The organism is Pseudomonas sp. ML2-2023-6 (genome assembly GCF_037055265.1).
Lineage (GTDB): Bacteria > Pseudomonadota > Gammaproteobacteria > Pseudomonadales > Pseudomonadaceae > Aquipseudomonas > Aquipseudomonas kulmbachensis.
The window spans coordinates 1,033,838-1,054,857 of sequence record NZ_CP146347.1 but is presented as its reverse complement, the minus strand read 5'-3'; the positions used below and the strand labels follow the sequence as shown (position 1 = coordinate 1,054,857).

Sequence of the window (21,020 nt, the reverse complement as noted above, 5' to 3'; positions counted from 1 at the left end):
GCGATGCGGCGCCCGGATTTTTCAGGTAAACCGCAGCGATTCAATCGCGAGCAAGCCCGCTCCCACATTGGATTTTTGACAGTTCATGAAAAGAGGTCCTATGCCCGCACGCCCGGTTCTGAGCCCTGAAACCCTGCGCTGGTTGCCGTGGGTGGTGGCCATCGCGTTTTTCATGCAGTCACTCGACGGCACCATCCTCAACACCGCCCTGCCCGACATGGCCAGCGACCTGAAAGAGAACCCGCTGCGCATGCAAGGCGTAATCGTTGCCTACATGCTCACCGTGGCCCTGCTGATTCCCGCTTCAGGCTGGATCGCCGACCGTTTCGGGACCAAAAAAATCTTCTTCGGCGCCATCCTGCTGTTCAGTTTTGGCTCATTGCTTTGCGCCTTGTCCAGCACCCTCAACGAGCTGATTGGCGCCCGTATCGTCCAGGGCCTGGGCGGTGCCTTGATGCTGCCCATCGGGCGACTGGTAGTGCTCAAGGCTTACCCGCGCTCGGAGCTGGTGCGGATCATGGGCTTTATCACCATCCCCGGCCTGCTCGGCCCACTGATCGGCCCGACTATAGGCGGCTGGATGGTGCAATACCTGAGCTGGCACTGGATCTTTCTGATCAACCTGCCCGTGGGCGTGCTCGGTTGCTGGGCGGTGTGGCACTTCATTCCGGACTTGCGCGGCAGCGAGCGCACCCGTTTCGACGGCGTGGGCTTTGTACTGTTTGGCGCGGCGATGGTGTTTATCACCATTGCGATGGAAGGCTTGGGCGAATTGCACATGCCGCACCTGCGCGTGATGTTGCTGCTGTTCGCCGGGATGGCGTGCCTGGCGGCGTACTGGCTGCGGGCCGGCAATATCAGCAACCCGCTGTTCTCACCGGTGTTGTTCAAGACCAAGACGTTTGCAGTGGGCATCCTGGGCAATTTATTTGCTCGTCTGGGCAGCGGCGCCCTGCCGTTCCTGGTGCCTTTGCTGCTCCAGGTCGCGCTGGGCTATTCCCCATCGCAAGCCGGGATGAGCATGCTGCCGCTGGCCGCAGCCGCCATGCTGGCCAAGTGGATTGCGCGACCGCTGATCGAGCGTGCAGGTTATCGCACCGTGCTCACCGCCAACACCTTTGCCCTGGGCCTGATGCTGGCCAGCATGGGGTTGGTCACCGAACACACGCCTTACCCGCTGTTACTGTCAATGCTGGCAGTTTTAGGCGCGATCAACTCATTGCAGTTCACCGCGATGAATACCGTGACCCTGATCGACCTCGATGATGCCAGCGCCAGCAGCGGCAACAGTTTGCTGTCGGTAGTTGCACAATTGTCCTTGAGCCTGGGCGTGGCTTGCGCCGGGGCCTTGCTCGGCGGTTTCACCGGAGATGGCGGCAGCGAGGGGGTAGACACGGTGCTCGGAGCGTTCCAGCTGACCTTCCTGTCGGTCGGGATCATGGCAATGCTGGCAGCGGCAATTTTCCTGCAACTGTCACCGCAGGACGGGCGTAAACCCAAGGCCAACTCGGAGCACGAGCTGGAACATTAAGCGGCTTTATAAGCAGAACTGGATTACATCTCGTCCAGAATGTTCAGGCAAAGGGCATGGGACTGGTACACTACGCGACATTTTGTTTTGCAGGCCAGTCCCGTGACCACCATTGCCACCGCTTTTAACACTCTGCCTCTGTCCGCCGCCATGCTGGCTAACCTCGACTCCCTCGGTTATGCCCAGATGACGCCGATTCAGGCGCAGAGCTTGCCGGTGATCCTCAAAGGCATGGACCTGATCGCTCAGGCCAAGACCGGTAGTGGCAAAACTGCCGCCTTCGGCATCGGCCTGCTGAACCCGATCAACCCGCGCTTCTTCGGCTGCCAGGCCCTCGTGATCTGCCCTACCCGCGAACTGGCTGACCAGGTCGCCAAAGAAATCCGCCGTCTGGCCCGCGCTGAAGACAACATCAAAGTGCTGACCCTGTGTGGCGGTGTGTCGTTCGGCCCGCAAATCGGTTCGCTGGAGCACGGCGCGCATATCATCGTCGGCACCCCGGGCCGTATTCAGCAGCACTTGCGCAAAGGCTCGCTGGTACTGGACGGTCTGAACACCCTGGTACTCGACGAAGCTGACCGCATGTTGGACATGGGCTTCTACGACGCTATCGAAGACATCATTGTCAAAACCCCGGAGCGTCGCCAGACCCTGCTGTTCTCGGCCACCTACCCGGTGGGCATCAAGCAGCTGTCGTCCAAGTTCATGCGCAACCCTCAGCAAGTAAAAGCCGAGGCACTGCACACTGACAGCCAGATCGAGCAGCGCTTCTACGAAATCTCGCCTGAAGAGCGCATGAGTGCTGTGACCAAGGTGCTGGGCCACTTCCGCCCGCAATCTTGTGTAGCGTTCTGCTTCACCAAGCAGCAGGTTCAGGAAACCGTTGATCACCTGACCTCCAAAGGTATTTCGGCTGTCGGCCTGCATGGCGATCTGGAACAGCGCGACCGCGACCAGGTACTGGCGATGTTTGCCAACCGCTCGACTTCGGTTCTGGTTGCCACCGACGTTGCGGCCCGTGGTCTGGACATCGACGCGCTGGACATGGTGCTCAACGTTGAGCTGGCCCGTGATTCGGAAATTCACATTCACCGCGTTGGCCGTACCGGTCGCGCTGGCGAAAAAGGCGTTGCGATCAGCCTGGTTGCGCCGTCCGAAGCGCACCGCGCCCAGGCCATCGAGCAGCTGCAAAAGGCCCCGCTGAACTGGGAAACCCTGGACACCCTCACCTCGCAAGGCGGCGCACCGTTGCTGCCGGCCATGAGCACGCTGGTGATCGGTGCTGGTCGTAAAGACAAGGTTCGCCCTGGCGATATCCTCGGTGCCTTGACTGGCGACGCAGGCATTCCAGGTGCCCAGGTTGGCAAGATCGCGATCTTTGACTTCCAGGCCTACGTGGCTGTTGACCGCACCGTGGCCAAACAGGCTGCCCAGCGCTTGAGCGAAGGCAAAATCAAAGGCCGCGTATTGCGCGTTCGGGTTTTGTAAGAGATCGCCTGAACACTGGCGATCAAATGTGGGAGCGGGCTTGCTCGCGATGCAAACAACTCGGTTCAGCTGAATGACCGAGGTGCTGCAATCGCGAGCAAGCCCGCTCCCACATTAGGTTTGGCTTGAATATAAATTTTGTGAGGACACCGCTTTGCGCTCTACCGACGTTGTGATTATTGGCGCTGGCGCCGCAGGTTTGATGTGCGCGCTGACCGCTGCCGGGCGTGGGCGCAAGGTCATGTTGGTCGACCACGCCAACAAGGCAGGAAAGAAGATCCTGATGTCGGGCGGTGGCCGCTGCAACTTCACCAACATGTACACCGAGCCCAACAATTTCCTGTCGCAGAACCCGCACTTCTGCAAGTCGGCCCTGGCGCGCTACACCCAGTGGGATTTCATCGAGCTGGTGTGCAAGCACGGCGTGCCGTATCACGAGAAAAAACTCGGCCAACTGTTCTGCGATAACAAATCCAGCGACATCCTCGAAATGCTCCTCGATGAGTGCCAAAAAGCGGGCGTCAGCCTGCACCTGGACACCTCGGTCGAGCAGATCGAAAAAACCGACAACGGTTACAGCCTCAATACCACGCTGGGGCCGATTGATTGCCAGTCACTGGTGGTCGCCACCGGCGGGCTGTCGATCCCGACCTTGGGCGCCACAGGTTTTGGTTATCAAATAGCCAAACAATTCGGCCACACACTGCTGCCCACCCGCGCAGGGCTGGTGCCGTTCACCATCACCGATCAGCTTAAAGAGATCTGCACCGAACTCTCCGGCACGTCGGTGGATTGCCTGGTGAGCTGCAACGATCAGAGCTTTCGGGAAAATATCCTGTTCACCCATCGTGGCTTGAGCGGACCGGCGATCTTGCAGATTTCGTCGTTCTGGAATACCGGTGACACGGTTGAAATCAACCTGCTGCCCGACCTCGATGCACTGCAGTGGCTGCACACCCAACAGGCCGAACGCCCCAACAGCGAGCTGAAAACTCTGCTCGGTGAAATTTTCACCAAGAAGATGGCCAATCTGCTCGCCGAGCACTGGTTCGAGTCCAAGCCGATGAAGCAGTACACCCCGGCTGAACTCGCGCAGGTGGCGGACAAACTGGCGAGCTGGAAAGTAGTACCGGCCGGCACCGAAGGCTATCGCACGGCCGAAGTGACCCTGGGCGGGGTCGATACCCGCGAGGTGTCGTCCAAGACCATGGAATCGCTGAAAAGCCCGGGTTTGTATTTTGTCGGCGAGGTACTGGATGTGAGCGGCCATCTGGGCGGCTTCAACTTCCAGTGGGCGTGGGCTTCGGGGTATGCGGCGGCGCAGTACGTCTAGTCCAGACCGTATCGCGGCTTTCGCGAGCAAGCTCGCTCCCACAGGTAAATTGCACTGCTCTTGCGGGAGCGAGCCTGCTCGCGATGGCAACCCCAAAAAATATTTTGTGTTCGATGTGACAGTGCCATTGCGCTGTCGTCTTAACTGGCTCAAGTTAGCGAATCACGAGCCAGGCACCGCCACTTCATGTCATCGAAAAGTTTTCAGCATTCCCTGCGCCGCTTGTGGGCGCTGGACAAGTTCAGTTACAGCGTCCGGGTGTTTGTCGCCCTGACCGGCAGCATGGCTTTTTGCTGGTATCAGGATGAGATGTCGCTGCTGATCCCGCTGTTCCTGGGGATTATCGCCAGCGCGTTGTCCGAGACCGATGACAGCTGGCAAGGCCGCCTGAACGCCTTGCTGGTAACGCTAGTGTGTTTCACCGCCTCGGCATTCAGTGTCGAACTGCTCTTCCCCTACCCTTGGTTAATGGTCTGCGCGCTTGCGCTAGCCAGCTTCGGCCTGACCATGCTCGGGGCGCTGGGCGAGCGCTACGGGGCGATTGCCTCAGCCACGCTGATTCTGGCCGTGTACACCATGATCGGCGTCGATCAGCGCGGCGGCGAAGTCACCAACTTTTGGCATGAGCCCTTGCTGCTGGTTGCTGGTGCGGCGTGGTACGGGATGTTGTCGGTGCTGTGGCAGGCGCTGTTTTCCAACCAGCCGGTGCAGCAAAGCTTGGCGCGGTTGTTTTGGGAACTGGGCCTGTACCTGAAAATAAAATCGTCGCTGTTCGAGCCCATTCGCAAGCTGGATGTCGAAGCGGGCCGACTTGAACTGGCCCGGCAAAACGGTCGAGTGGTAGCGGCGCTGAACAGTGCCAAAGAGATCATCCTGCACCGGGTCGGCAACTCCCGGCCGGGCTCCAAGCTCAGCCGCTACCTCAAGCTGTACTTCCTCGCGCAGGACATCCACGAGCGCGCCAGCTCTTCGCACTACCCGTACAACGCCCTCGCAGATGCCTTCTTCCACAGTGACGTGATGTTCCGCTGCCAGCGCCTGCTGCGCCAGCAAGGCGTGGCCTGCCAGCGTCTGTCGGAGTCGATCAAGCTGCGCCAGCCGTTTGTCTACGATGACAGCTTTGCCGAGGCCCTGAGCGATCTGCACGCCTCCCTCGAACACTTGCGTATCCAGAGCAACCCGGCCTGGCGCGGCCTTTTGCGTTCACTGCGGGCGCTGGCCGCCAACCTTGGCACCCTTGATCGTTTGCTGAGCGACGCGAGCAACCCCGACAACCTGGCCGATGCCACCGACAGCAGCCTGCTGGACCGTTCGCCGCGCAACCTCAAGGATGTCTGGTCACGCCTGCGCCAGCACCTGACGCCAACCTCGCTGATCTTCCGCCACGCCCTGCGCCTGCCGCTGGCCCTGAGCATCGGTTTTGCAATGGTGCACTGGATTCACCCGAGCCAAGGTTACTGGATCATCCTTACCACGCTGTTCGTGTGCCAGCCGAGCTACGGCGCCACGCGGCGCAAATTCAGCCAACGCATCATCGGCACCGCTATCGGCCTGGCCGTGGGCTGGGCACTGTTTGATCTGTTCCCCAATCCGCTGGTGCAGTCGATGTTTGCCGTAGTGGCCGGGGTCGTGTTCTTTATCAACCGCACCACCCGCTACACCTTGAGCACTGCAGCCATCACCCTGATGATCCTGTTTTGCTTCAATCAGGTGGGCGACGGCTACGGGCTGTTCCTGCCGCGACTGTTCGATACCCTGGTGGGCAGCGTGATTGCGGCGGCGGCAGTGTTCCTGTTCCTGCCGGACTGGCAGGGCCGTCGACTGAATCAGGTGCTGGCCAATACCTTGAGCTGTAACAGTCAGTATCTGCGCCAGATCATGCAGCAGTACGCTCAGGGCAAAAGCGACAACCTGGCGTATCGACTGGCGCGCCGTAACGCCCACAACGCTGATGCAGCGCTGTCGACCACGCTGGCCAATATGCTGATGGAACCGGGGCACTTCCGTAAGGATGCCGACATGGGTTTCCGCTTTTTGGTCATGTCCCACACCTTGCTCAGCTATCTGTCAGGCTTGGGCGCGCACCGCGATACCGAGTTGCCCGCTGAAGTTCGCGAGCAGTTGATTGAAGAGGCCGGGTGCAAGATTGCCGACAGCATCGATCAGATCGCCCAAGGCCTGACCACCAAGCAAACGGTGGCGGTGCAGAGTGACGAGGAAGAGACGCTGGCCAACGCGCTGGAACAAATGCCCGAGGAGCTCGATGAAAACCAGCGCCTGGTGCAAACCCAACTGGCGTTGATTTGCCGCCAGCTCGGACCGCTGCGCACCCTGGCCGCGCATTTGATCAAGACGCCGTAGAGCTTGGCCTCAGTGTGCATCGCGCCTACTATCGGGGCATGAACTCCCCAACAAGGACAAGACCGTGACCACTGACTGGCTCTGCAAACACCACAACGACCTGGGCAAAGAGCAGCTCTACGCCATACTGGAGTTGCGCTCAAAGGTATTCGTCGTCGAGCAAAAATGCGCCTATCAGGACGTCGACGGGCAGGACCTGACGGGGGATACCCTGCATGTAATGGGCTGGCAGGACGATCAACTGGTGGCATACGCCCGCGTGCTCGATCCTGAATCCCAGGGCGGCGACGTAGTGATTGGCCGCGTGATCATTGCCCCCGAGGGTCGCGGGCAAAAACTTGGGCATACGCTGCTTGAACAAGCCCTGGAGAACATCGAAGAGTACTGGTCGGGACAGCCCGTGTTCCTGTCCGCCCAGGCGCACTTGCAGCCGTTCTATGAGCAACACGGGTTCCTCGCCGAGGGCGAACGCTATCTTGAAGATGACATCCCGCACATCGGCATGCGCCTGACACCTCAGGGGTAACCCAGCACCTGCTTGATCTGCACCAGATGCTCGCCGACCCAGTTTTTATCGACCGGGCCCCAGCTGCGAATCTGATAGCGCCCGGCATGGTTGCGGGCGCCATCCTGCTGTTCAAACTCGCAAACGATATCCAGATCAGCCAGGGCGGCAATGGTGTCCTGCGCGGTACGACGCGGCATGCCGGTCACTTCCGTCAGTGCGGGCACGCTGCTGGCGGTCTGGCTGTCGATCAACCAGGCCACGTACAAGCGCCGGTAAAAACTGCTTTTGGTTTTGCTGACGTCCATGCAGAACTCCATTCAGGTGGGGCAATAAACCTGTAGCCGCTGCCGCAGGCTGCGATAAGGGCCAAAGGACCTTCGTCGGTTATTCAGAAGCACGGGGCGCTGCGCTCCCCCTCGCAGCCTCGTACCTCTGCAGCGGCTACAAGTCCCGCCAGGTCAGATACACCCGCAGGTCAAACTCCAACTGGTGATAACCCGGCAACATGTACTCGCACAACTTGTAAAACGCCTTGTTGTGGTCTGACTCCTTCAGATGAGCCAGTTCGTGAACCACGATCATCTTCAGAAACTCGGGCGCTGTATCCTTGAACAACGAGGCCACACGCAACTCTTTCTTGGCCTTGAGCTTGCCGCCCTGGACCCGCGAAATGGCGGTGTGCAAACCCAGCGCACGGTGGGTCAGGTCGAGCTTGTTATCAAACAGCACTTTGTCAAAAGACGGCGCATTGCGCAGGTATTCCTGCTTGAGCTCCTGCGCGTAGGTGTACAGCGCCTTGTCGCTTTGTATGGCGTGACGTTGTGGATAACGCTCGTTCAGGTAACTGCTCAGCTGGTCGCGCTCAATCATTTGGCGCACCTGCTCTTGCAAGGTCTGGGGGTAAGCCTGAAGGTATTTGAGAACAGTCATGGGGGGCAACGCACAGCATAAAAGTACGCCAGTGTAGCGAATTCAACCCCAACGCTACTACGTCAGACTTTTACACCGCCAAGAGACGGACATTTCCGAGAAAGCCTGATACCCACATGCGCTGCTTGCAGCTATGAAAGACCCGGGGCTATCTTCACCAGTCGCCGATGATCCCCGTGGAACAGACATGAAAAAGACGACGCCCGACGATCCCAAAGCAACTGGCATCAAGCGTGATGATCATCAGCACGATGAAGCTACCCGGCGCATTCTCGACGCCATGCTCCAGGCCCCACCTGTTTCCCTCGACAGCCTCAAGCCCACACAGGCACTCAAGACCAGCCCAAAATCCCCCTTTGGCGTGCTGCCTGACATTCGTGCGATAGAAGCGTTGTCCCATGTTTCACTGATGCTCAAAAGCACCGAAGAGGTCTCGGATGAAATCACCGTATTCGCCAGCGGCATAGAGCGCGGCCTGGTCTGGTCACTGGTGCACTCGGTCGAGATGTCGCGTTCACTGGTCGATGCGCTGCTCAGGGCAAACGGCGTCGATCCGGAGCAAATACACCGGAGCGCATGAAAACCGCGCCCACAAAAAAGCCCGCATCGCTGCGGGCTTTTTTATAACGCTCGGGTCTTAGTTGACCTTGGCGTTCAGCTCACCCTTGAGGTAACGCTGGTACATGGCTTCCAGAGAGATCGGCTTGATCTTCGAAGCGTTACCGGCAGTACCGAAGGCTTCGTAACGAGCGATACACACGTCACGCATGGCAGTTACGGTTGCGCCGAAGAACTTGCGCGGGTCGAACTCGCTCGGGTTGGTCGCCATCAGGCGACGCATGGCACCAGTCGATGCCAGACGCAGGTCGGTGTCGATGTTGACCTTGCGCACGCCGTGCTTGATGCCTTCAACGATTTCTTCTACCGGCACACCGTAGGTTTCTTTGATGTCGCCGCCGAACTCGTTGATGATCGCCAGCCACTCTTGTGGAACAGAGGACGAGCCGTGCATCACCAGGTGAGTGTTCGGAATGCGTTTGTGGATTTCCTTGATACGGTCGATAGCCAACACGTCACCGGTAGGTGGCTTGGTGAACTTGTAAGCGCCGTGGGAAGTACCGATGGCAATTGCCAGGGCATCCACTTGAGTGCGCTTGACGAAGTCAGCCGCTTCTTCCGGGTCAGTCAGCATCTGGCTGTGATCCAGAACGCCTTCTGCGCCAATACCGTCTTCTTCGCCAGCCATGCCGGTTTCCAGCGAACCCAGGCAGCCCAGCTCGCCTTCAACCGACACACCGCAAGCGTGAGCCAGGGCAACAGTCTGCTGAGTAACGCGAACGTTGTAGTCGTAGTCGGTTGGGGTTTTGCCGTCTTCGCCCAGCGAGCCGTCCATCATGACCGAGCTGAAGCCCAGCTGGATCGAGCGCTGGCAAACGTCAGGGCTGGTGCCGTGGTCCTGGTGCATGCACACCGGGATATGCGGGAATTCTTCGATTGCAGCCAGGATCAAGTGACGCAGGAATGGAGCACCTGCGTACTTGCGCGCGCCGGCCGAAGCCTGAACGATCACCGGGGAGTCGGTCTTGTCAGCGGCTTCCATGATGGCGCGCATCTGCTCAAGGTTGTTGACGTTGAAGGCTGGAACGCCGTAGCCGAATTCGGCGGCGTGGTCCAACATCTGGCGCATGCTGATAAGTGCCATTGTGTGTGTCTCTCCCGGACAAGGGTCGTTAATCGTGCAAGCCTGCCGTAGCGGCGGCTGCTATTCAAGTTATTGCAGATCGGGGGTTGGCCCCTGAAATGCGGATTTTGTGTAGCTGAAACGTTACAGCTTCAGCTATAGCTGCTCGAGCCAAATGTGGGAGCGAGCAGGCTCGCGATGTAGGCAACTCGGCATATTTTCCTCATCGCGCTGAAGTTGTCGCGAGCAGGCTCGCTCCCACAAGTAGGGCACATTTCAAATCAAGGGCACCCACGCTCTTGTGAAGCCTTGGGCGACTCGTATTTCTCCAGCGCCTCAGGCCCTGAGCGTTTATTGACCAGCGGTACGCTTTGCGCCTGCCAGTCTGCCTGGTAGCAACCACTCTCTTCAGGGGTGGCTGCTTCGGGCGTCGGCGTGTTCGAACCGGCGCAACCGGCCAAAAAGCCCGCGATCATCAACAGCGGTAACAACTTGACCATGTCCATGCTTCCTTTCAGGGCCAGAATCACATTCAGGCTTTGGCGCGGCTTTCCAGAACTTCAACGGCAGGCAGTACCTTGCCTTCGACGAACTCAAGGAACGCACCGCCACCGGTGGAGATGTAGGAGATTTGATCAGCAATACCGTACTTGTCGATAGCCGCCAGTGTGTCGCCGCCACCAGCAATCGAGAACGCTGCGCTATCAGCAATGGCCTGGGCCAGAACCTTGGTGCCGTTACCGAACTGGTCAAACTCGAACACGCCAACCGGGCCGTTCCACAGAATAGTATTGGATGACTTGAGCAGCTCGGCAAAATGCGCAGCCGTTTGCGGTCCGATGTCCAGGATCATGTCGTCGCCAGCAACGTCAGCGATCAGCTTGACGGTTGCAACGGCGCTTTCGGCAAACTCTTTAGCCACTACCACGTCAGTCGGCAAAGGTACGTTGACCTTGGCGGCGATAGCGCGGGCGGTGTCCAGCAGGTCTGGCTCGTACAACGATTTACCCACTGGGTGACCGGCTGCAGCCAGGAAGGTGTTGGCGATACCGCCGCCCACGATCAGCAGGTCGCAGATCTGGCTCAGGCTGTTGAGCACTTCCAGTTTGGTCGACACCTTGGAACCGGCAACAATCGCCGCCATCGGCTTGGCCGGGGCGCCCAGGGCCTTGCCCAATGCGTCCAGCTCAGCAGCCAGCAACGGGCCCGCAGCGGCAACCTTGGCGAATTTGGCCACGCCGTGGGTCGAACCTTCGGCGCGGTGAGCGGTGCCGAATGCGTCCATCACAAACACGTCGCACAGAGCAGCGTATTGCTTGGCCAGTTCGTCGGCGTTTTTCTTTTCGCCCTTGTTGAAGCGCACGTTTTCGAACAGCACGATGTCGCCCGCTTTGATCTCGACACCATTGAGGTAGTCGCTGACCAGCGGCACTTCACGGCCCAGGGCCTTGCTCAGGTATTCAGCCACTGGCTTGAGGCTGTTTTCAGCCGAAAACTCGCCTTCAGTCGGGCGTCCCAGGTGCGAGCAGACCATAACCGCCGCGCCTTTTTCCAACGCCAGCTTGATGGTCGGCAGCGCAGCGAGGATACGCGCATCGCTGGTGACTACACCGTCCTTGACTGGGACGTTGAGGTCTTCGCGGATCAGTACGCGTTTACCTTGCAGATCGAGGTCGGTCATCTTCAACACGGTCATGGGTCGCAATTCCTGAGTTTCTAATGTTAGAGAGCGGGTTTGGAGTGGGTAACGTGCAAGTAGTGCTCTGCCACATCGATCATTCGATTGGCAAAACCCCATTCGTTGTCGAACCAGGCCAACAGGTTCACCAGCCGGGGGCCGGAAACGCGGGTCTGGCTGGCATCGACAATGGCCGAATGCGGGTCATGGTTGAAATCACAACTGGCGTGCGGCAACTCGGTGTATGCCAACAGGCCTTTGAGCGGGCCGCTGGTGGCGGCCTCGCGCAGTACGCGGTTAACTTGTGCGGTGTCCGTGTCGCGGGCCGTGGTCAGGGTGATATCCAGGCATGACACGTTCAAGGTCGGAACCCGCACCGCTTTGGCTTGAATTCGGCCAGCAAGTTCCGGCAACAAACGTTCAATACCTTTGGCCAGCCCGGTAGACACCGGAATCACCGACTGAAATGCCGAACGCGTACGCCGCAGATCTTCATGGTGGTAGGCATCAATCACCGGCTGATCGTTCATTGCCGAGTGAATAGTGGTGATCGATACGTACTCGAGGCCAAACGCCTGATCCAGCAAACGCAACAGCGGCACGCCACAGTTGGTGGTGCAGGAGGCGTTGGATACCAGTCGCTCTTCGCCGGTCAGGCTGTGCTGGTTAACGCCATACACGATGGTGGCGTCGACATCTGCGTCGCTGGCCATCGGTTGCGAAAACAATACACGGGGTGCCCCGGCATCAAGGAAGCGCTGGCCGTCGGCGCGGGTGTTGTAGACGCCGGAACATTCCAGCACCAGATCAACGCCCAATGCGGCCCAGTCGATCCCTTCGGGAGTGGCACTGCGGAACACTTTCACGCAGTCGCCATTGATATGCAGGCAGTCGCCTTCGATCCGTATCTCACCGGGGAACCGGCCATGAGTGGAGTCGAAGCGCGTCAAATATTCGAGACTGGCCATATCGGCCAAATCATTGAGTGCAACAATTTCAAACCCGGCGTCAGCACCTCGCTCAAACAACGCACGCAAGACGCAACGACCAATTCGGCCGTAGCCGTTGAGTGCAACTTTGTAAGGACGCGGTTGAGGCATGGGGTTCTCGATTACCAAGGTGAATCCTTCACACTTTCGCGAGCAGGCTCGCTCACACATGGGCTATGTAGATCCCTGTGGGAGCGAGCCTGCTCGCGAAGAGGGCAGCCTCTTTGTTACTTAGTCTTCCAGCAGCTCTTCAGCCTGACCCAGGATGTTTTCCAGGGTGAAGCCGAACTCTTCGAACAAAGCAGGCGCAGGCGCCGACTCGCCGTAGGTGGTCATGCCGATTACGCGACCTTCCAGGCCCACGTACTTGTACCAGTAGTCAGCGTGGGACGCTTCGATCGCGATACGGGCGCTAACCTGCAGCGGCAGAACCGACTGTTTGTAGCCTGCATCTTGAGCTTCGTACACGCTGGTGCATGGCATCGAAACGACACGGACCTTACGGCCTTGTTCGGTCAGTTTCTCCCAGGCCTGAACTGCCAGGCCCACTTCGGAACCGGCCGAGATCAGGATCAGCTCAGGCTCGCCTGCGCAGTCCTTGAGCACGTAACCACCACGGTTGATGTCGGCGATCTGACCAGCATCACGGGTTTGGTGGTTGAGGTTCTGACGCGAGAAGATCAACGCGGACGGGCCGTCGTTACGCTGCAGGGCGAATTTCCAGGCCGCTGCGGATTCAACCGCATCAGCCGGGCGCCAGGTGTCCAGGTTCGGCGTGGTCCGCAGGCTGGTCAGTTGCTCGATTGGCTGGTGCGTCGGGCCGTCTTCACCCAGACCGATGGAGTCGTGGGTGAACACATAGATCACGCGCTGCTTCATCAGAGCCGACATGCGGATGGCGTTGCGGGCGTATTCCATGAACATCAGGAAAGTCGCGCCGTAAGGCACCAGGCCGCCGTGCAGGGCGACACCGTTCATGATGGCGCTCATACCGAACTCGCGTACGCCGTAGTACACGTAGTTGCCGCTGGCGTCTTCAGCTGAAACGCCTTTGCAGCCTTTCCAGATGGTCAGGTTGGAGCCGGCCAGGTCAGCGGAGCCGCCCAGCAGTTCTGGCAACAGCGGGCCAAAGGCATTCAGCGCGTTCTGGCTGGCTTTGCGGCTGGCGATGGTTTCGCCTTTGGCAGCCACTTCATTGATGTAGGCGGTGGCCTTGGCATCGAAGTCCGCTGGCAGTTTGCCGCTCAGGCGACGGGACAGCTCGCCAGCCAGTTCAGGGAACTCGGCTGCGTAGGCTGCGAAGCGCTTGTCCCACTCGGACTCAGCCGCAGCACCGGCTTGCTTGGCATCCCATTCGGCGTAGATATCAGCCGGGATTTCAAACGGACCGTGGTTCCAGTTCAGAGCTTTACGGGTCAGGGCGATTTCGTCGTTGCCCAGTGGAGCACCGTGGCAGTCTTCCTTGCCCTGCTTGTTCGGCGAGCCGAAACCGATAGTGGTTTTGCAGCAGATCAGCGTTGGCTGATCGCTTTTACGTGCAGTTTCGATCGCGGTCTTGATTTCATCCGGGTCGTGACCGTCAACGTTACGGATCACTTGCCAGTTGTAGGCTTCGAAACGCTTTGGCGTGTCGTCGGTGAACCAGCCTTCAACTTCGCCATCGATGGAGATGCCGTTATCGTCGTAGAACGCGATCAGCTTGCTAAGGCCCAGAGTGCCGGCCAACGAGCCAACTTCATGGGAAATGCCTTCCATCATGCAGCCATCACCCAGGAACACGTAGGTGTGGTGATCGACAACGTTATGCCCAGGACGGTTGAACTGCGCGCCCATGACTTTTTCTGCCAGGGCGAAGCCCACAGCGTTGGCCAAGCCCTGACCCAACGGGCCAGTGGTGGTTTCAACGCCTGGCGTGTAGCCCAGCTCCGGGTGACCCGGGGTGCGGCTGTGCAGCTGGCGGAAGTTTTTCAGGTCGTCGATCGACAGGTCATAGCCGGTCAGGTGCAGCAACGAGTAGATCAGCATCGAACCGTGGCCGTTGGACAGCACGAAGCGGTCACGGTCAGCGAACGAAGGGTTGCTCGGGTTGTGCTTCAGATAATCGCGCCACAGTACTTCGGCGATATCCGCCATACCCATAGGGGCACCTGGATGGCCGCTGTTGGCTTTTTGCACGGCATCCATGCTGAGTGCACGAATGGCGTTGGCACGCTCACGACGGCTGGGCATCGCTGTTCTCCTGGGTATTGAAAGTTAAATCGAAACGGAAAAAAGGCGAGCATTTTCCCTCAGGCAGAGCCACCGGGCAATGACAGATAGTCGCTTGAGGCGTTTTTCCTGCGCTTAACCGTTCAACCTGTTAAGGATCGGACATTTCATTTCGTTAATAAGCACATGTCATCCGACAGACGAACCAGTTATCGACCAATATCAAAAAGTTTTGATATTGGCCTTGCGGGGGCTTGAGCGGGTAACTAGACTGCGGCCCCATGAACTTACACGTGCCTTCAATCCGCCATAACGATTGCGAAGAGCTCTGGGCCCTGTGCAAGGCTGGAGGCGATCCGCTGCGACTTAATGTTTTGCGGGCGCTGGCCAACGATTCGTTTGGCGTGCTGGAACTGGCGCAAATTTTTGCCACCGGTCAATCCGGGATGAGCCACCATCTCAAGGTGCTGTCCCAGGCGCGTCTGGTGGCGACACGGCGTGAAGGCAATGCGATTTTTTACCGTCGCGCCCTGCCCCACACCGAGCAACAAGGCGGCAAACTGCATGCAGCACTGCTGGAAGAGGTCGACAACCTGACCTTGCCCGCCGATGTACAGGCGCGTATCAGCGCAGTACACGGCCAACGTGCAGCAGCCAGTCAGGACTTTTTCTCACGCATAGCCGAGAAGTTTCGCGCTCAACAGGATTTGATCGCCGGCTTGCCGCAATACCGGGACAGCGTTTTGGCGCTGCTCGACAAACTGAGCTTCAGCCCAGCGGCCACGGCCCTGGAAGTCGGCCCCGGCGATGGCAGCTTTCTGCCCGATCTGGCCCGTCGCTTCCATCAGGTCACAGCACTGGACAACAGCCCAGCGATGCTTGAGCTGGCCCGCCAGCTGTGTGAACGCGAGTCACTGAACAACGTCAGCCTGATCCTGGCCGACGCGCTGCACGATGCACAGATCCAGGTTGACTGCGTAGTTGTGAACATGGTCTTGCACCATTTCGCCGCACCGGCCGAAGCACTCAAGCAACTGGCAACCTTGCTGCAACCGGGCGCAAGCCTGCTGGTAACAGAGTTGTGCAGTCATAATCAGGCGTGGGCCCGCGAGGCGTGCGGTGATTTGTGGCTGGGTTTTGAACAAGATGATCTGGCCCATTGGGCCACCGCTGCGGGACTCGTTCCCGGGGAAAGCCTCTATATAGGCTTACGTAATGGTTTCCAGCTTCAGGTCCGCCACTTTCAGCGGCCAGCTGGCGACACTCACCATCGGTAAATATTAGGAAACCGTCGAGATGAGCGAATACTCCCTTTTCACCTCCGAGTCCGTGTCTGAAGGGCATCCGGACAAAATCGCCGACCAGATTTCTGACGCGGTGCTGGACGCCATTATTGCTGAAGACAAGTTCGCCCGTGTGGCGTGCGAGACTCTGGTGAAAACCGGCGTAGCAATCATCGCGGGCGAAGTGACCACTTCGGCCTGGGTTGACCTGGAACAGATCGTTCGTGACGTGATCACTGACATCGGCTACACCAGTTCCGACGTCGGTTTCGACGGTGCGACCTGCGGCGTGATGAATATCATCGGCAAGCAGTCCCCTGACATCAACCAGGGTGTTGACCGGGCCAAGCCTGAAGATCAGGGCGCCGGCGACCAGGGCCTGATGTTCGGCTACGCCAGCAACGAAACCGAAGTGCTGATGCCAGCACCGATTACCTTCTCGCACCAACTGGTTCAGCGCCAGGCCGAGGCCCGTAAATCCGGCCTGCTGCCTTGGCTGCGCCCGGACGCCAAGTCCCAGGTGACTTGCCGTTACGAAGGCGGCAAGGTTGTAGCCATCGACGCAATCGTGCTGTCGACCCAGCACAACCCTGACGTGTCGTACAAAGACCTGCGCGAAGGCGTGATGGAACTGATCGTCAAACACGTGCTGCCAGCCGAGCTGCTGCACAAGGACACGCAGTTCCACATCAACCCTACTGGCCAGTTCATCATCGGTGGCCCAGTGGGCGACTGCGGCCTGACCGGTCGCAAGATCATCGTTGACACCTACGGTGGCATGGCCCGTCACGGCGGCGGTGCGTTCTCGGGTAAAGATCCATCCAAAGTTGACCGTTCGGCTGCCTACGCCGGCCGTTACGTAGCTAAAAACATCGTAGCTGCAGGCTTGGCTGATCGTTGCGAGATCCAGGTTTCCTACGCTATCGGCGTCGCTCAACCGACTTCGATTTCGTTGAACACCTTCGGCACTGGCAAAATCTCCGACGACAAAATCATCAAGCTGGTACGTGACATATTCGACCTGCGTCCATATGCCATCACCACCATGCTTGACCTGCTGCACCCGATGTATCAGGAAACTGCAGCATACGGCCACTTCGGCCGCACGCCGCAGACCAAAACAGTTGGCGACGATACCTTCACCACGTTCACGTGGGAGCGTACCGACCGCGCTGAAGAGCTGCGCGCTGCTGCAGGTTTTTAATTAGTCCTGCTGCACCAAAAGCCCCGGACAGGTAACTGTCCGGGGCTTTTTGCTGCTGGCGGGTACACATGTGGAACAAACACAGCGAATTGCTGGGCCGCGGATGCTGCTAACATTCACGGTTTCGATCAGCCGAGGCGCAAGTTGCGCGTCGTTTTAACCTTTTTTATTGTCATTTTTATCATGGAGCCATTTATGAAATTACTTTCACCGCTCGCCCTTTTTACTGTTTGCGGCCTGCTGGCTGCCCCGTTGATGGCCGCAGATGCTACCCCCGAACTGACCGGTTGCGCTGCCAAGAAACAAGCCATCACCCTGCAACTTGAGCAGGCTCGCGCCCACGGCAACAGCAACCAGGTCGCTGGCCTGGAAAAAGCCTTGAGTGAAGTCACCGAACACTGCACCGACGCAGGCCTGCGCAAGGAACGCGAAAACAAGGTGCTGGAAGCCAAGCACGAAGTCAGCAAGCGCCAGACGGATCTGGACAAGGCCATGAAGAAAGGCGATCCGGAAAAAATCGACAAGCGCAAAAACAAGCTAGCTGAATCGCGCAAGGAACTGCAAGAAGCCCTGGATCAGCTGGACAAGTAACAGTACCCTCACCCCGACCCTCTCCCTCAGGGAGAGGTTTAGGGTGAGGGCGCTTTGGCCTTTAATCAGTGATTCCTGAATTCCTTGTGGCACGCACTGCAGGTGTCTTCGACTTTCTGCACTGCAGGCGTCAGGTTGCTGGCCTTGTAGGGTTGTACTTGGCTGGCGATAACCAGCTCGCCCGTGGCGGCTTCCAACTGGTGCGCCAGCTCCTGAAAGCGGGCCTGCTTTTGCCAGACGTCATCGGTCGCGCTGGTTTGAGCAGTTTCCTTGACCTGAGGGAAGTGCTTCCAAGGCTCGTGAGCCAAGGCATCCAACTTGATCGCGCCCTCAGTAAAGCGCGGGCCGTCGAAGGGAATCCGGCCACGCAGCATGCCGCCCAGCTCTTCGCTGGTCTTGAGCATTAGCTTGAAAATCGCTTTACGCTGGCCCAGCGGCGAATCGGGATCAACCCCACCGCACGCAGTCAGCGTCAGGCAGGTCAGCACTACAACAGTCAATCGTTTAAGAGTCATGGTGGCTTCAGGTCACGGAAATCGGTCGCCAGTATCCTCGCGTCACCTGCAAAGACCAATACCCCTATTGAATATAAGGATTGCCTGACGGTCATCCGGCCTCGGCAAACCTCGAAGGAACCTCGCACATGAGTATATTTTTCAAGCCGCTGACCTGGGCCTTGCCCGTTGTCATGTTGCTGGCCGGATGCAACGGCACTGACAAGGACGCCACCAAACCTGAACCCCACACCACCTACAGCAAGGCTGACTGGAGCGCACTGCCTGAAGTGACGGGCAGCGACCTGCAAAGCGGTTTTGCTTCATGGCGCAGCGCCTGCACCCGCCTCAAGGCCGACGCCAACTGGGGCTCCGTGTGCAGCGATGCAGCCGCCTTGCCTGCCAGCCCGAGCGTGGCCGAGATCAGCAGCTTTCTGCAAACCCACCTCGACGTGTACAGTTTGCGCTCCGCCGAAGGCAGCAGCGACGGCCTGATCACCGGTTACTACGAGCCGGTCTACCCTGGCAGCCTCAAGCCTACCCAGGCCGCCAATGTGCCGATCTACGGCGTACCGGCTGACCTGATCGTGGTCAATCTGGACAGCATCTACCCTGAACTCAAGGGCAAGCGCCTGCGCGGACGCCTTGATGGTCGCGTGCTCAAGCCTTACGACACCGCCGAGACCATCAACAGCAAAGGTCTAAATGCGCCCGTATTGGCCTGGCTGACCGACCCTATGGACCTGCAGTTCCTGCAAATCCAGGGCTCGGGTCGGGTACAACTCGACAATGGTCGCCAGTTGCGCATCGGTTACGCCGACCAGAACGGCCACCCGTACAAGCCGATTGGTCGCTGGCTGGTCGAGCAGGGCGAGCTGAAAAAAGAGGACGTGACCATGGGCACTATTCACGCTTGGGCGATGGCTAACCCGCAGCGCGTACACGAGATGCTGGCCAGTAACCCGAGCTATGTGTTTTTCACCCAGAACCCCGATAGCAACGAAGGCCCGCGCGGTTCGCTGAACGTGCCGCTGACAGCCGGTTACAGCGTGGCGGTAGACCGCAAAGTGATCCCGCTAGGCAGCCTGTTGTGGTTGTCGACCACCCAAGCCAACGGCCAACCCATCGTGCGCCCGGTTGCCGCCCAGGACACCGGTGGCGCCATTGCGGGTGAAGTGCGGGCAGACTTCTTTGTCGGCACCGGCCCAGAGGCCGGGCAAATTGCGGGCGACATGAAACAGAAGGGCAATATCTGGCTGCTGTGGCCTAAAGGGGCGGCGTTACCGCAGTAGCTGCAACCCGCTCTTCGTAGCAGTTGACGAGTAGAACGAGGCTACGTCCGGCGGCGTAGCCTTCGTAAAACCTGTACTTGCGGCCTATCAGGTAGACCGCGTACCCAGGCTTTACGATCGCTTCGCAATCGAACGCAGCCTCGTTCCTTCGGCAGCTGCTACAAGTTGTGCGCTACATCGACACAAAAAAGAAGCTGACCACCAGCCCCATGCCAATAAACCACACGATGGAGCGCAAGAGTGCCCAGTCGGCCAGGTAGCAAATGATGTAGAGCAGGCGACTGGTGATAAACAGCACCGCCAGCACATCAATGGTCACAGGCTGGGCGTTGCCCACGATGTCGGCAATGATCACCGCAGCCGCGAATGCCGGGGTCACTTCAAAGCTGTTTAGTTGGGCACTGTGGGCACGTTTGGCAAAACCTTGCAGGCCGTCGAGAAACGTACGCGGATCATGGTTTTGTTTAGGCCCGAATTTGCCGTCGCTGAACTTGGCAAAGGCGGTACACACGTAGCTCAGGCAGAAGGCAATCAGTACACACCAGAAGGCGACCGTCATTGGAATTTCCTTTTTAGAGTTTCATCACGAGCATGCCGATCAGCACCAGCCCACAGGCTAAGAGCCTCGGACCGCCAAAAGGTTCTTTGAGGTAACGCATACCAAACAGCACCACCAAAATCACGCTGACTTCGCGCAGCGCCGCTGCCTCGGCAATCGAGCCCAGTTGCATCGCCCACAGCACCAGCGCATAGCTGGCCAGCACGCAAACCCCCACTGCTACGCCCAACCGCCATTGCGTACGCCAGAACAGCGCGAACGCGGCCCGCTTGCGGGTGACCGCCAGCAACGGAAACGGCCAGGCGCTGAGCAACGTGACCCACACCAGATAATCCAGAGGATGGGACCAGCGCCGGATCGCCTGCCCGTCCACAAAGGTATAGCTGCCAATACACAGCCCGATCAGCGCCACCACCGGCAGCATCGACCAGGGCAGGCGAGCACCACCGCCGCCCTGCCACAACAAACAAGCCATGCCGCAAGGGATCAACAGGATGCCGATGATCTGCTGGCCCGTCAGTACCTCCCCGGCAAAGGTCAGGGTCAGCGCCAGCACCACCAGGGGCGAAAGCCCGCGCATCAGCGGGTAGACCAAGCCCAGGTCTCCCACCCGATAAGCACGAATCAGCAGCACCCGGTAGACCAGCTCCAACAGCACGGACGCCAGTATCCACGGCCAAATTTCAGGCGGCGGCAACGACACAAAGCCCACCAACGCGGCGACCACCACCAGCGCCACCGTATCCATGCAGGCGATAACCAGCAACCGCTCGCCGCTGAACTTGATCAGGGTATTCCAGATCGCGTGCAATACAGCCGCGACCAACACCAACATCGTTGCCAACACCCCAGACTCCTTGTGGTTATCAACCTGCGGGCACTGCCAGGCC

20 protein-coding genes are annotated in these 21,020 nt (G+C 59.0%); 10 read left to right on the top strand and 10 right to left on the bottom strand.

Translation table 11 applies throughout. From position 1 onward, the window contains the following. Positions 1-100: 100 nt before the first annotated feature. From mdtD to V6L79_RS04825, 5 genes are all read left to right on the top strand, one after another. A complete protein-coding gene (gene mdtD / locus V6L79_RS04845) occupies positions 101-1,531 on the top strand; it encodes a multidrug transporter subunit MdtD (RefSeq protein WP_338579883.1) in 1,431 nt (476 codons plus the stop codon). A 150-nt stretch (positions 1,532-1,681) separates the two neighbouring features. Then, positions 1,682-3,019: an ATP-dependent RNA helicase DbpA gene (gene dbpA, locus V6L79_RS04840; RefSeq protein WP_261742358.1), complete on the top strand. Its 1,338-nt coding sequence runs from the start codon at positions 1,682-1,684 to the stop codon at positions 3,017-3,019. 154 nt (positions 3,020-3,173) lie between these two features. Then, positions 3,174-4,352 carry an NAD(P)/FAD-dependent oxidoreductase gene (locus tag V6L79_RS04835; protein WP_261740617.1) on the top strand — a complete coding sequence of 393 codons (1,179 nt, stop codon included), beginning with the start codon at positions 3,174-3,176 and terminating at the stop codon, positions 4,350-4,352. A gap of 186 nt (positions 4,353-4,538) precedes the next feature. Next, positions 4,539-6,713 (top strand): YccS family putative transporter, encoded by a 2,175-nt coding sequence (gene yccS, locus V6L79_RS04830; RefSeq protein ID WP_338579882.1) that lies wholly within the window; start codon positions 4,539-4,541, stop codon positions 6,711-6,713. Between the two features lie 64 nt (positions 6,714-6,777). Then, positions 6,778-7,239: a GNAT family N-acetyltransferase gene (locus V6L79_RS04825; protein WP_261740615.1), complete on the top strand. Its 462-nt coding sequence runs from the start codon at positions 6,778-6,780 to the stop codon at positions 7,237-7,239. Here V6L79_RS04825 and V6L79_RS04820 read toward each other — a convergent pair. Both V6L79_RS04820 and V6L79_RS04815 read right to left on the bottom strand, forming a co-directional pair. Then, complete coding sequence (locus V6L79_RS04820) at positions 7,230-7,526, bottom strand: winged helix-turn-helix domain-containing protein (protein ID WP_261740614.1); 297 nt, start codon at positions 7,524-7,526, stop codon at positions 7,230-7,232. The two genes, V6L79_RS04825 and V6L79_RS04820, sit on opposite strands and share 10 nt — an antisense overlap. A 136-nt stretch (positions 7,527-7,662) precedes the next feature. Further along, positions 7,663-8,151, bottom strand: coding sequence for a M48 family metallopeptidase (locus tag V6L79_RS04815; protein WP_261740613.1), 489 nt, complete (start codon positions 8,149-8,151; stop codon positions 7,663-7,665). A 187-nt stretch (positions 8,152-8,338) separates the two neighbouring features. Here V6L79_RS04815 and V6L79_RS04810 point away from each other — a divergent pair, with 187 nt between their 5' ends. Then, positions 8,339-8,731: a hypothetical protein gene (locus V6L79_RS04810; protein WP_261740612.1), complete on the top strand. Its 393-nt coding sequence runs from the start codon at positions 8,339-8,341 to the stop codon at positions 8,729-8,731. Positions 8,732-8,788: 57 nt separating this feature from the next. Here the strand turns inward: V6L79_RS04810 and fba are convergent, their stop codons facing one another. The 5 genes from fba to tkt all read right to left on the bottom strand — a co-directional run bounded on the left by fba (position 8,789) and on the right by tkt (position 14,728). Next, positions 8,789-9,853 (bottom strand): class II fructose-bisphosphate aldolase, encoded by a 1,065-nt coding sequence (gene fba, locus V6L79_RS04805; protein WP_004419605.1) that lies wholly within the window; start codon positions 9,851-9,853, stop codon positions 8,789-8,791. A gap of 260 nt (positions 9,854-10,113) precedes the next feature. Next, positions 10,114-10,332: a hypothetical protein gene (locus V6L79_RS04800; RefSeq protein ID WP_261740611.1), complete on the bottom strand. Its 219-nt coding sequence runs from the start codon at positions 10,330-10,332 to the stop codon at positions 10,114-10,116. Positions 10,333-10,364: 32 nt separating this feature from the next. Further along, positions 10,365-11,528, bottom strand: coding sequence for a phosphoglycerate kinase (locus V6L79_RS04795; protein WP_261740610.1), 1,164 nt, complete (start codon positions 11,526-11,528; stop codon positions 10,365-10,367). Between the two features lie 26 nt (positions 11,529-11,554). After that, positions 11,555-12,610, bottom strand: coding sequence for an erythrose-4-phosphate dehydrogenase (epd, locus tag V6L79_RS04790; RefSeq protein ID WP_261740609.1), 1,056 nt, complete (start codon positions 12,608-12,610; stop codon positions 11,555-11,557). Positions 12,611-12,730: 120 nt separating this feature from the next. Continuing rightward, positions 12,731-14,728, bottom strand: coding sequence for a transketolase (tkt, locus tag V6L79_RS04785; RefSeq protein ID WP_321835464.1), 1,998 nt, complete (start codon positions 14,726-14,728; stop codon positions 12,731-12,733). 260 nt (positions 14,729-14,988) lie between these two features. On the opposite strand from tkt, the gene V6L79_RS04780 reads away from it, so the two are divergent. From V6L79_RS04780 to V6L79_RS04770, 3 genes are all read left to right on the top strand, one after another. Then, a complete protein-coding gene (locus tag V6L79_RS04780; RefSeq protein WP_321835461.1) occupies positions 14,989-15,984 on the top strand; it encodes a metalloregulator ArsR/SmtB family transcription factor in 996 nt (331 codons plus the stop codon). Between the two features lie 19 nt (positions 15,985-16,003). Then, the gene (metK, locus tag V6L79_RS04775) at positions 16,004-17,194 is read left to right on the top strand and encodes a methionine adenosyltransferase (protein WP_261740606.1); all 1,191 of its coding nucleotides are present in this window, start codon (positions 16,004-16,006) and stop codon (positions 17,192-17,194) included. A 195-nt stretch (positions 17,195-17,389) separates the two neighbouring features. Continuing rightward, positions 17,390-17,785 carry a DUF1090 domain-containing protein gene (locus V6L79_RS04770; protein ID WP_338579881.1) on the top strand — a complete coding sequence of 132 codons (396 nt, stop codon included), beginning with the start codon at positions 17,390-17,392 and terminating at the stop codon, positions 17,783-17,785. A gap of 65 nt (positions 17,786-17,850) precedes the next feature. On the opposite strand, the gene V6L79_RS04765 is transcribed toward V6L79_RS04770, so the two are convergent. Continuing rightward, positions 17,851-18,300: a cytochrome c gene (locus V6L79_RS04765; RefSeq protein WP_338579880.1), complete on the bottom strand. Its 450-nt coding sequence runs from the start codon at positions 18,298-18,300 to the stop codon at positions 17,851-17,853. A gap of 128 nt (positions 18,301-18,428) precedes the next feature. Here V6L79_RS04765 and V6L79_RS04760 point away from each other — a divergent pair, with 128 nt between their 5' ends. Then, positions 18,429-19,571, top strand: coding sequence for a murein transglycosylase A (locus tag V6L79_RS04760; RefSeq protein ID WP_261740604.1), 1,143 nt, complete (start codon positions 18,429-18,431; stop codon positions 19,569-19,571). Positions 19,572-19,743: 172 nt separating this feature from the next. Here the strand turns inward: V6L79_RS04760 and V6L79_RS04755 are convergent, their stop codons facing one another. Then, positions 19,744-20,130: an MAPEG family protein gene (locus V6L79_RS04755; protein WP_261740603.1), complete on the bottom strand. Its 387-nt coding sequence runs from the start codon at positions 20,128-20,130 to the stop codon at positions 19,744-19,746. A 13-nt stretch (positions 20,131-20,143) separates the two neighbouring features. Beyond that, a complete protein-coding gene (locus V6L79_RS04750) occupies positions 20,144-20,977 on the bottom strand; it encodes a DMT family transporter (RefSeq protein ID WP_321835458.1) in 834 nt (277 codons plus the stop codon). Positions 20,978-21,020 lie beyond the last annotated feature (43 nt).

Excerpts from the sequence above, each read along its gene's own strand:
- metK (WP_261740606.1), top strand. The coding sequence starts at position 16,004 with ATGAGCGAATACTCCCTTTTCACCTCCGAGTCCGTGTCTGAAGGGCAT.
- fba (WP_004419605.1), bottom strand. The coding sequence starts at position 9,853 with ATGGCACTTATCAGCATGCGCCAGATGTTGGACCACGCCGCCGAATTC.
- V6L79_RS04820 (WP_261740614.1), bottom strand. The coding sequence starts at position 7,526 with ATGGACGTCAGCAAAACCAAAAGCAGTTTTTACCGGCGCTTGTACGTG.
- V6L79_RS04815 (WP_261740613.1), bottom strand. The coding sequence starts at position 8,151 with ATGACTGTTCTCAAATACCTTCAGGCTTACCCCCAGACCTTGCAAGAG.
- tkt (WP_321835464.1), bottom strand. The coding sequence starts at position 14,728 with ATGCCCAGCCGTCGTGAGCGTGCCAACGCCATTCGTGCACTCAGCATG.
- yccS (WP_338579882.1), top strand. The coding sequence starts at position 4,539 with ATGTCATCGAAAAGTTTTCAGCATTCCCTGCGCCGCTTGTGGGCGCTG.
- V6L79_RS04770 (WP_338579881.1), top strand. The coding sequence starts at position 17,390 with ATGAAATTACTTTCACCGCTCGCCCTTTTTACTGTTTGCGGCCTGCTG.
- V6L79_RS04755 (WP_261740603.1), bottom strand. The coding sequence starts at position 20,130 with ATGACGGTCGCCTTCTGGTGTGTACTGATTGCCTTCTGCCTGAGCTAC.
- V6L79_RS04795 (WP_261740610.1), bottom strand. The coding sequence starts at position 11,528 with ATGACCGTGTTGAAGATGACCGACCTCGATCTGCAAGGTAAACGCGTA.
- V6L79_RS04780 (WP_321835461.1), top strand. The coding sequence starts at position 14,989 with ATGAACTTACACGTGCCTTCAATCCGCCATAACGATTGCGAAGAGCTC.
- V6L79_RS04765 (WP_338579880.1), bottom strand. The coding sequence starts at position 18,300 with ATGACTCTTAAACGATTGACTGTTGTAGTGCTGACCTGCCTGACGCTG.
- mdtD (WP_338579883.1), top strand. The coding sequence starts at position 101 with ATGCCCGCACGCCCGGTTCTGAGCCCTGAAACCCTGCGCTGGTTGCCG.
- V6L79_RS04800 (WP_261740611.1), bottom strand. The coding sequence starts at position 10,332 with ATGGTCAAGTTGTTACCGCTGTTGATGATCGCGGGCTTTTTGGCCGGT.
- epd (WP_261740609.1), bottom strand. The coding sequence starts at position 12,610 with ATGCCTCAACCGCGTCCTTACAAAGTTGCACTCAACGGCTACGGCCGA.
- V6L79_RS04760 (WP_261740604.1), top strand. The coding sequence starts at position 18,429 with ATGAGTATATTTTTCAAGCCGCTGACCTGGGCCTTGCCCGTTGTCATG.
- dbpA (WP_261742358.1), top strand. The coding sequence starts at position 1,682 with ATGCTGGCTAACCTCGACTCCCTCGGTTATGCCCAGATGACGCCGATT.
- V6L79_RS04810 (WP_261740612.1), top strand. The coding sequence starts at position 8,339 with ATGAAAAAGACGACGCCCGACGATCCCAAAGCAACTGGCATCAAGCGT.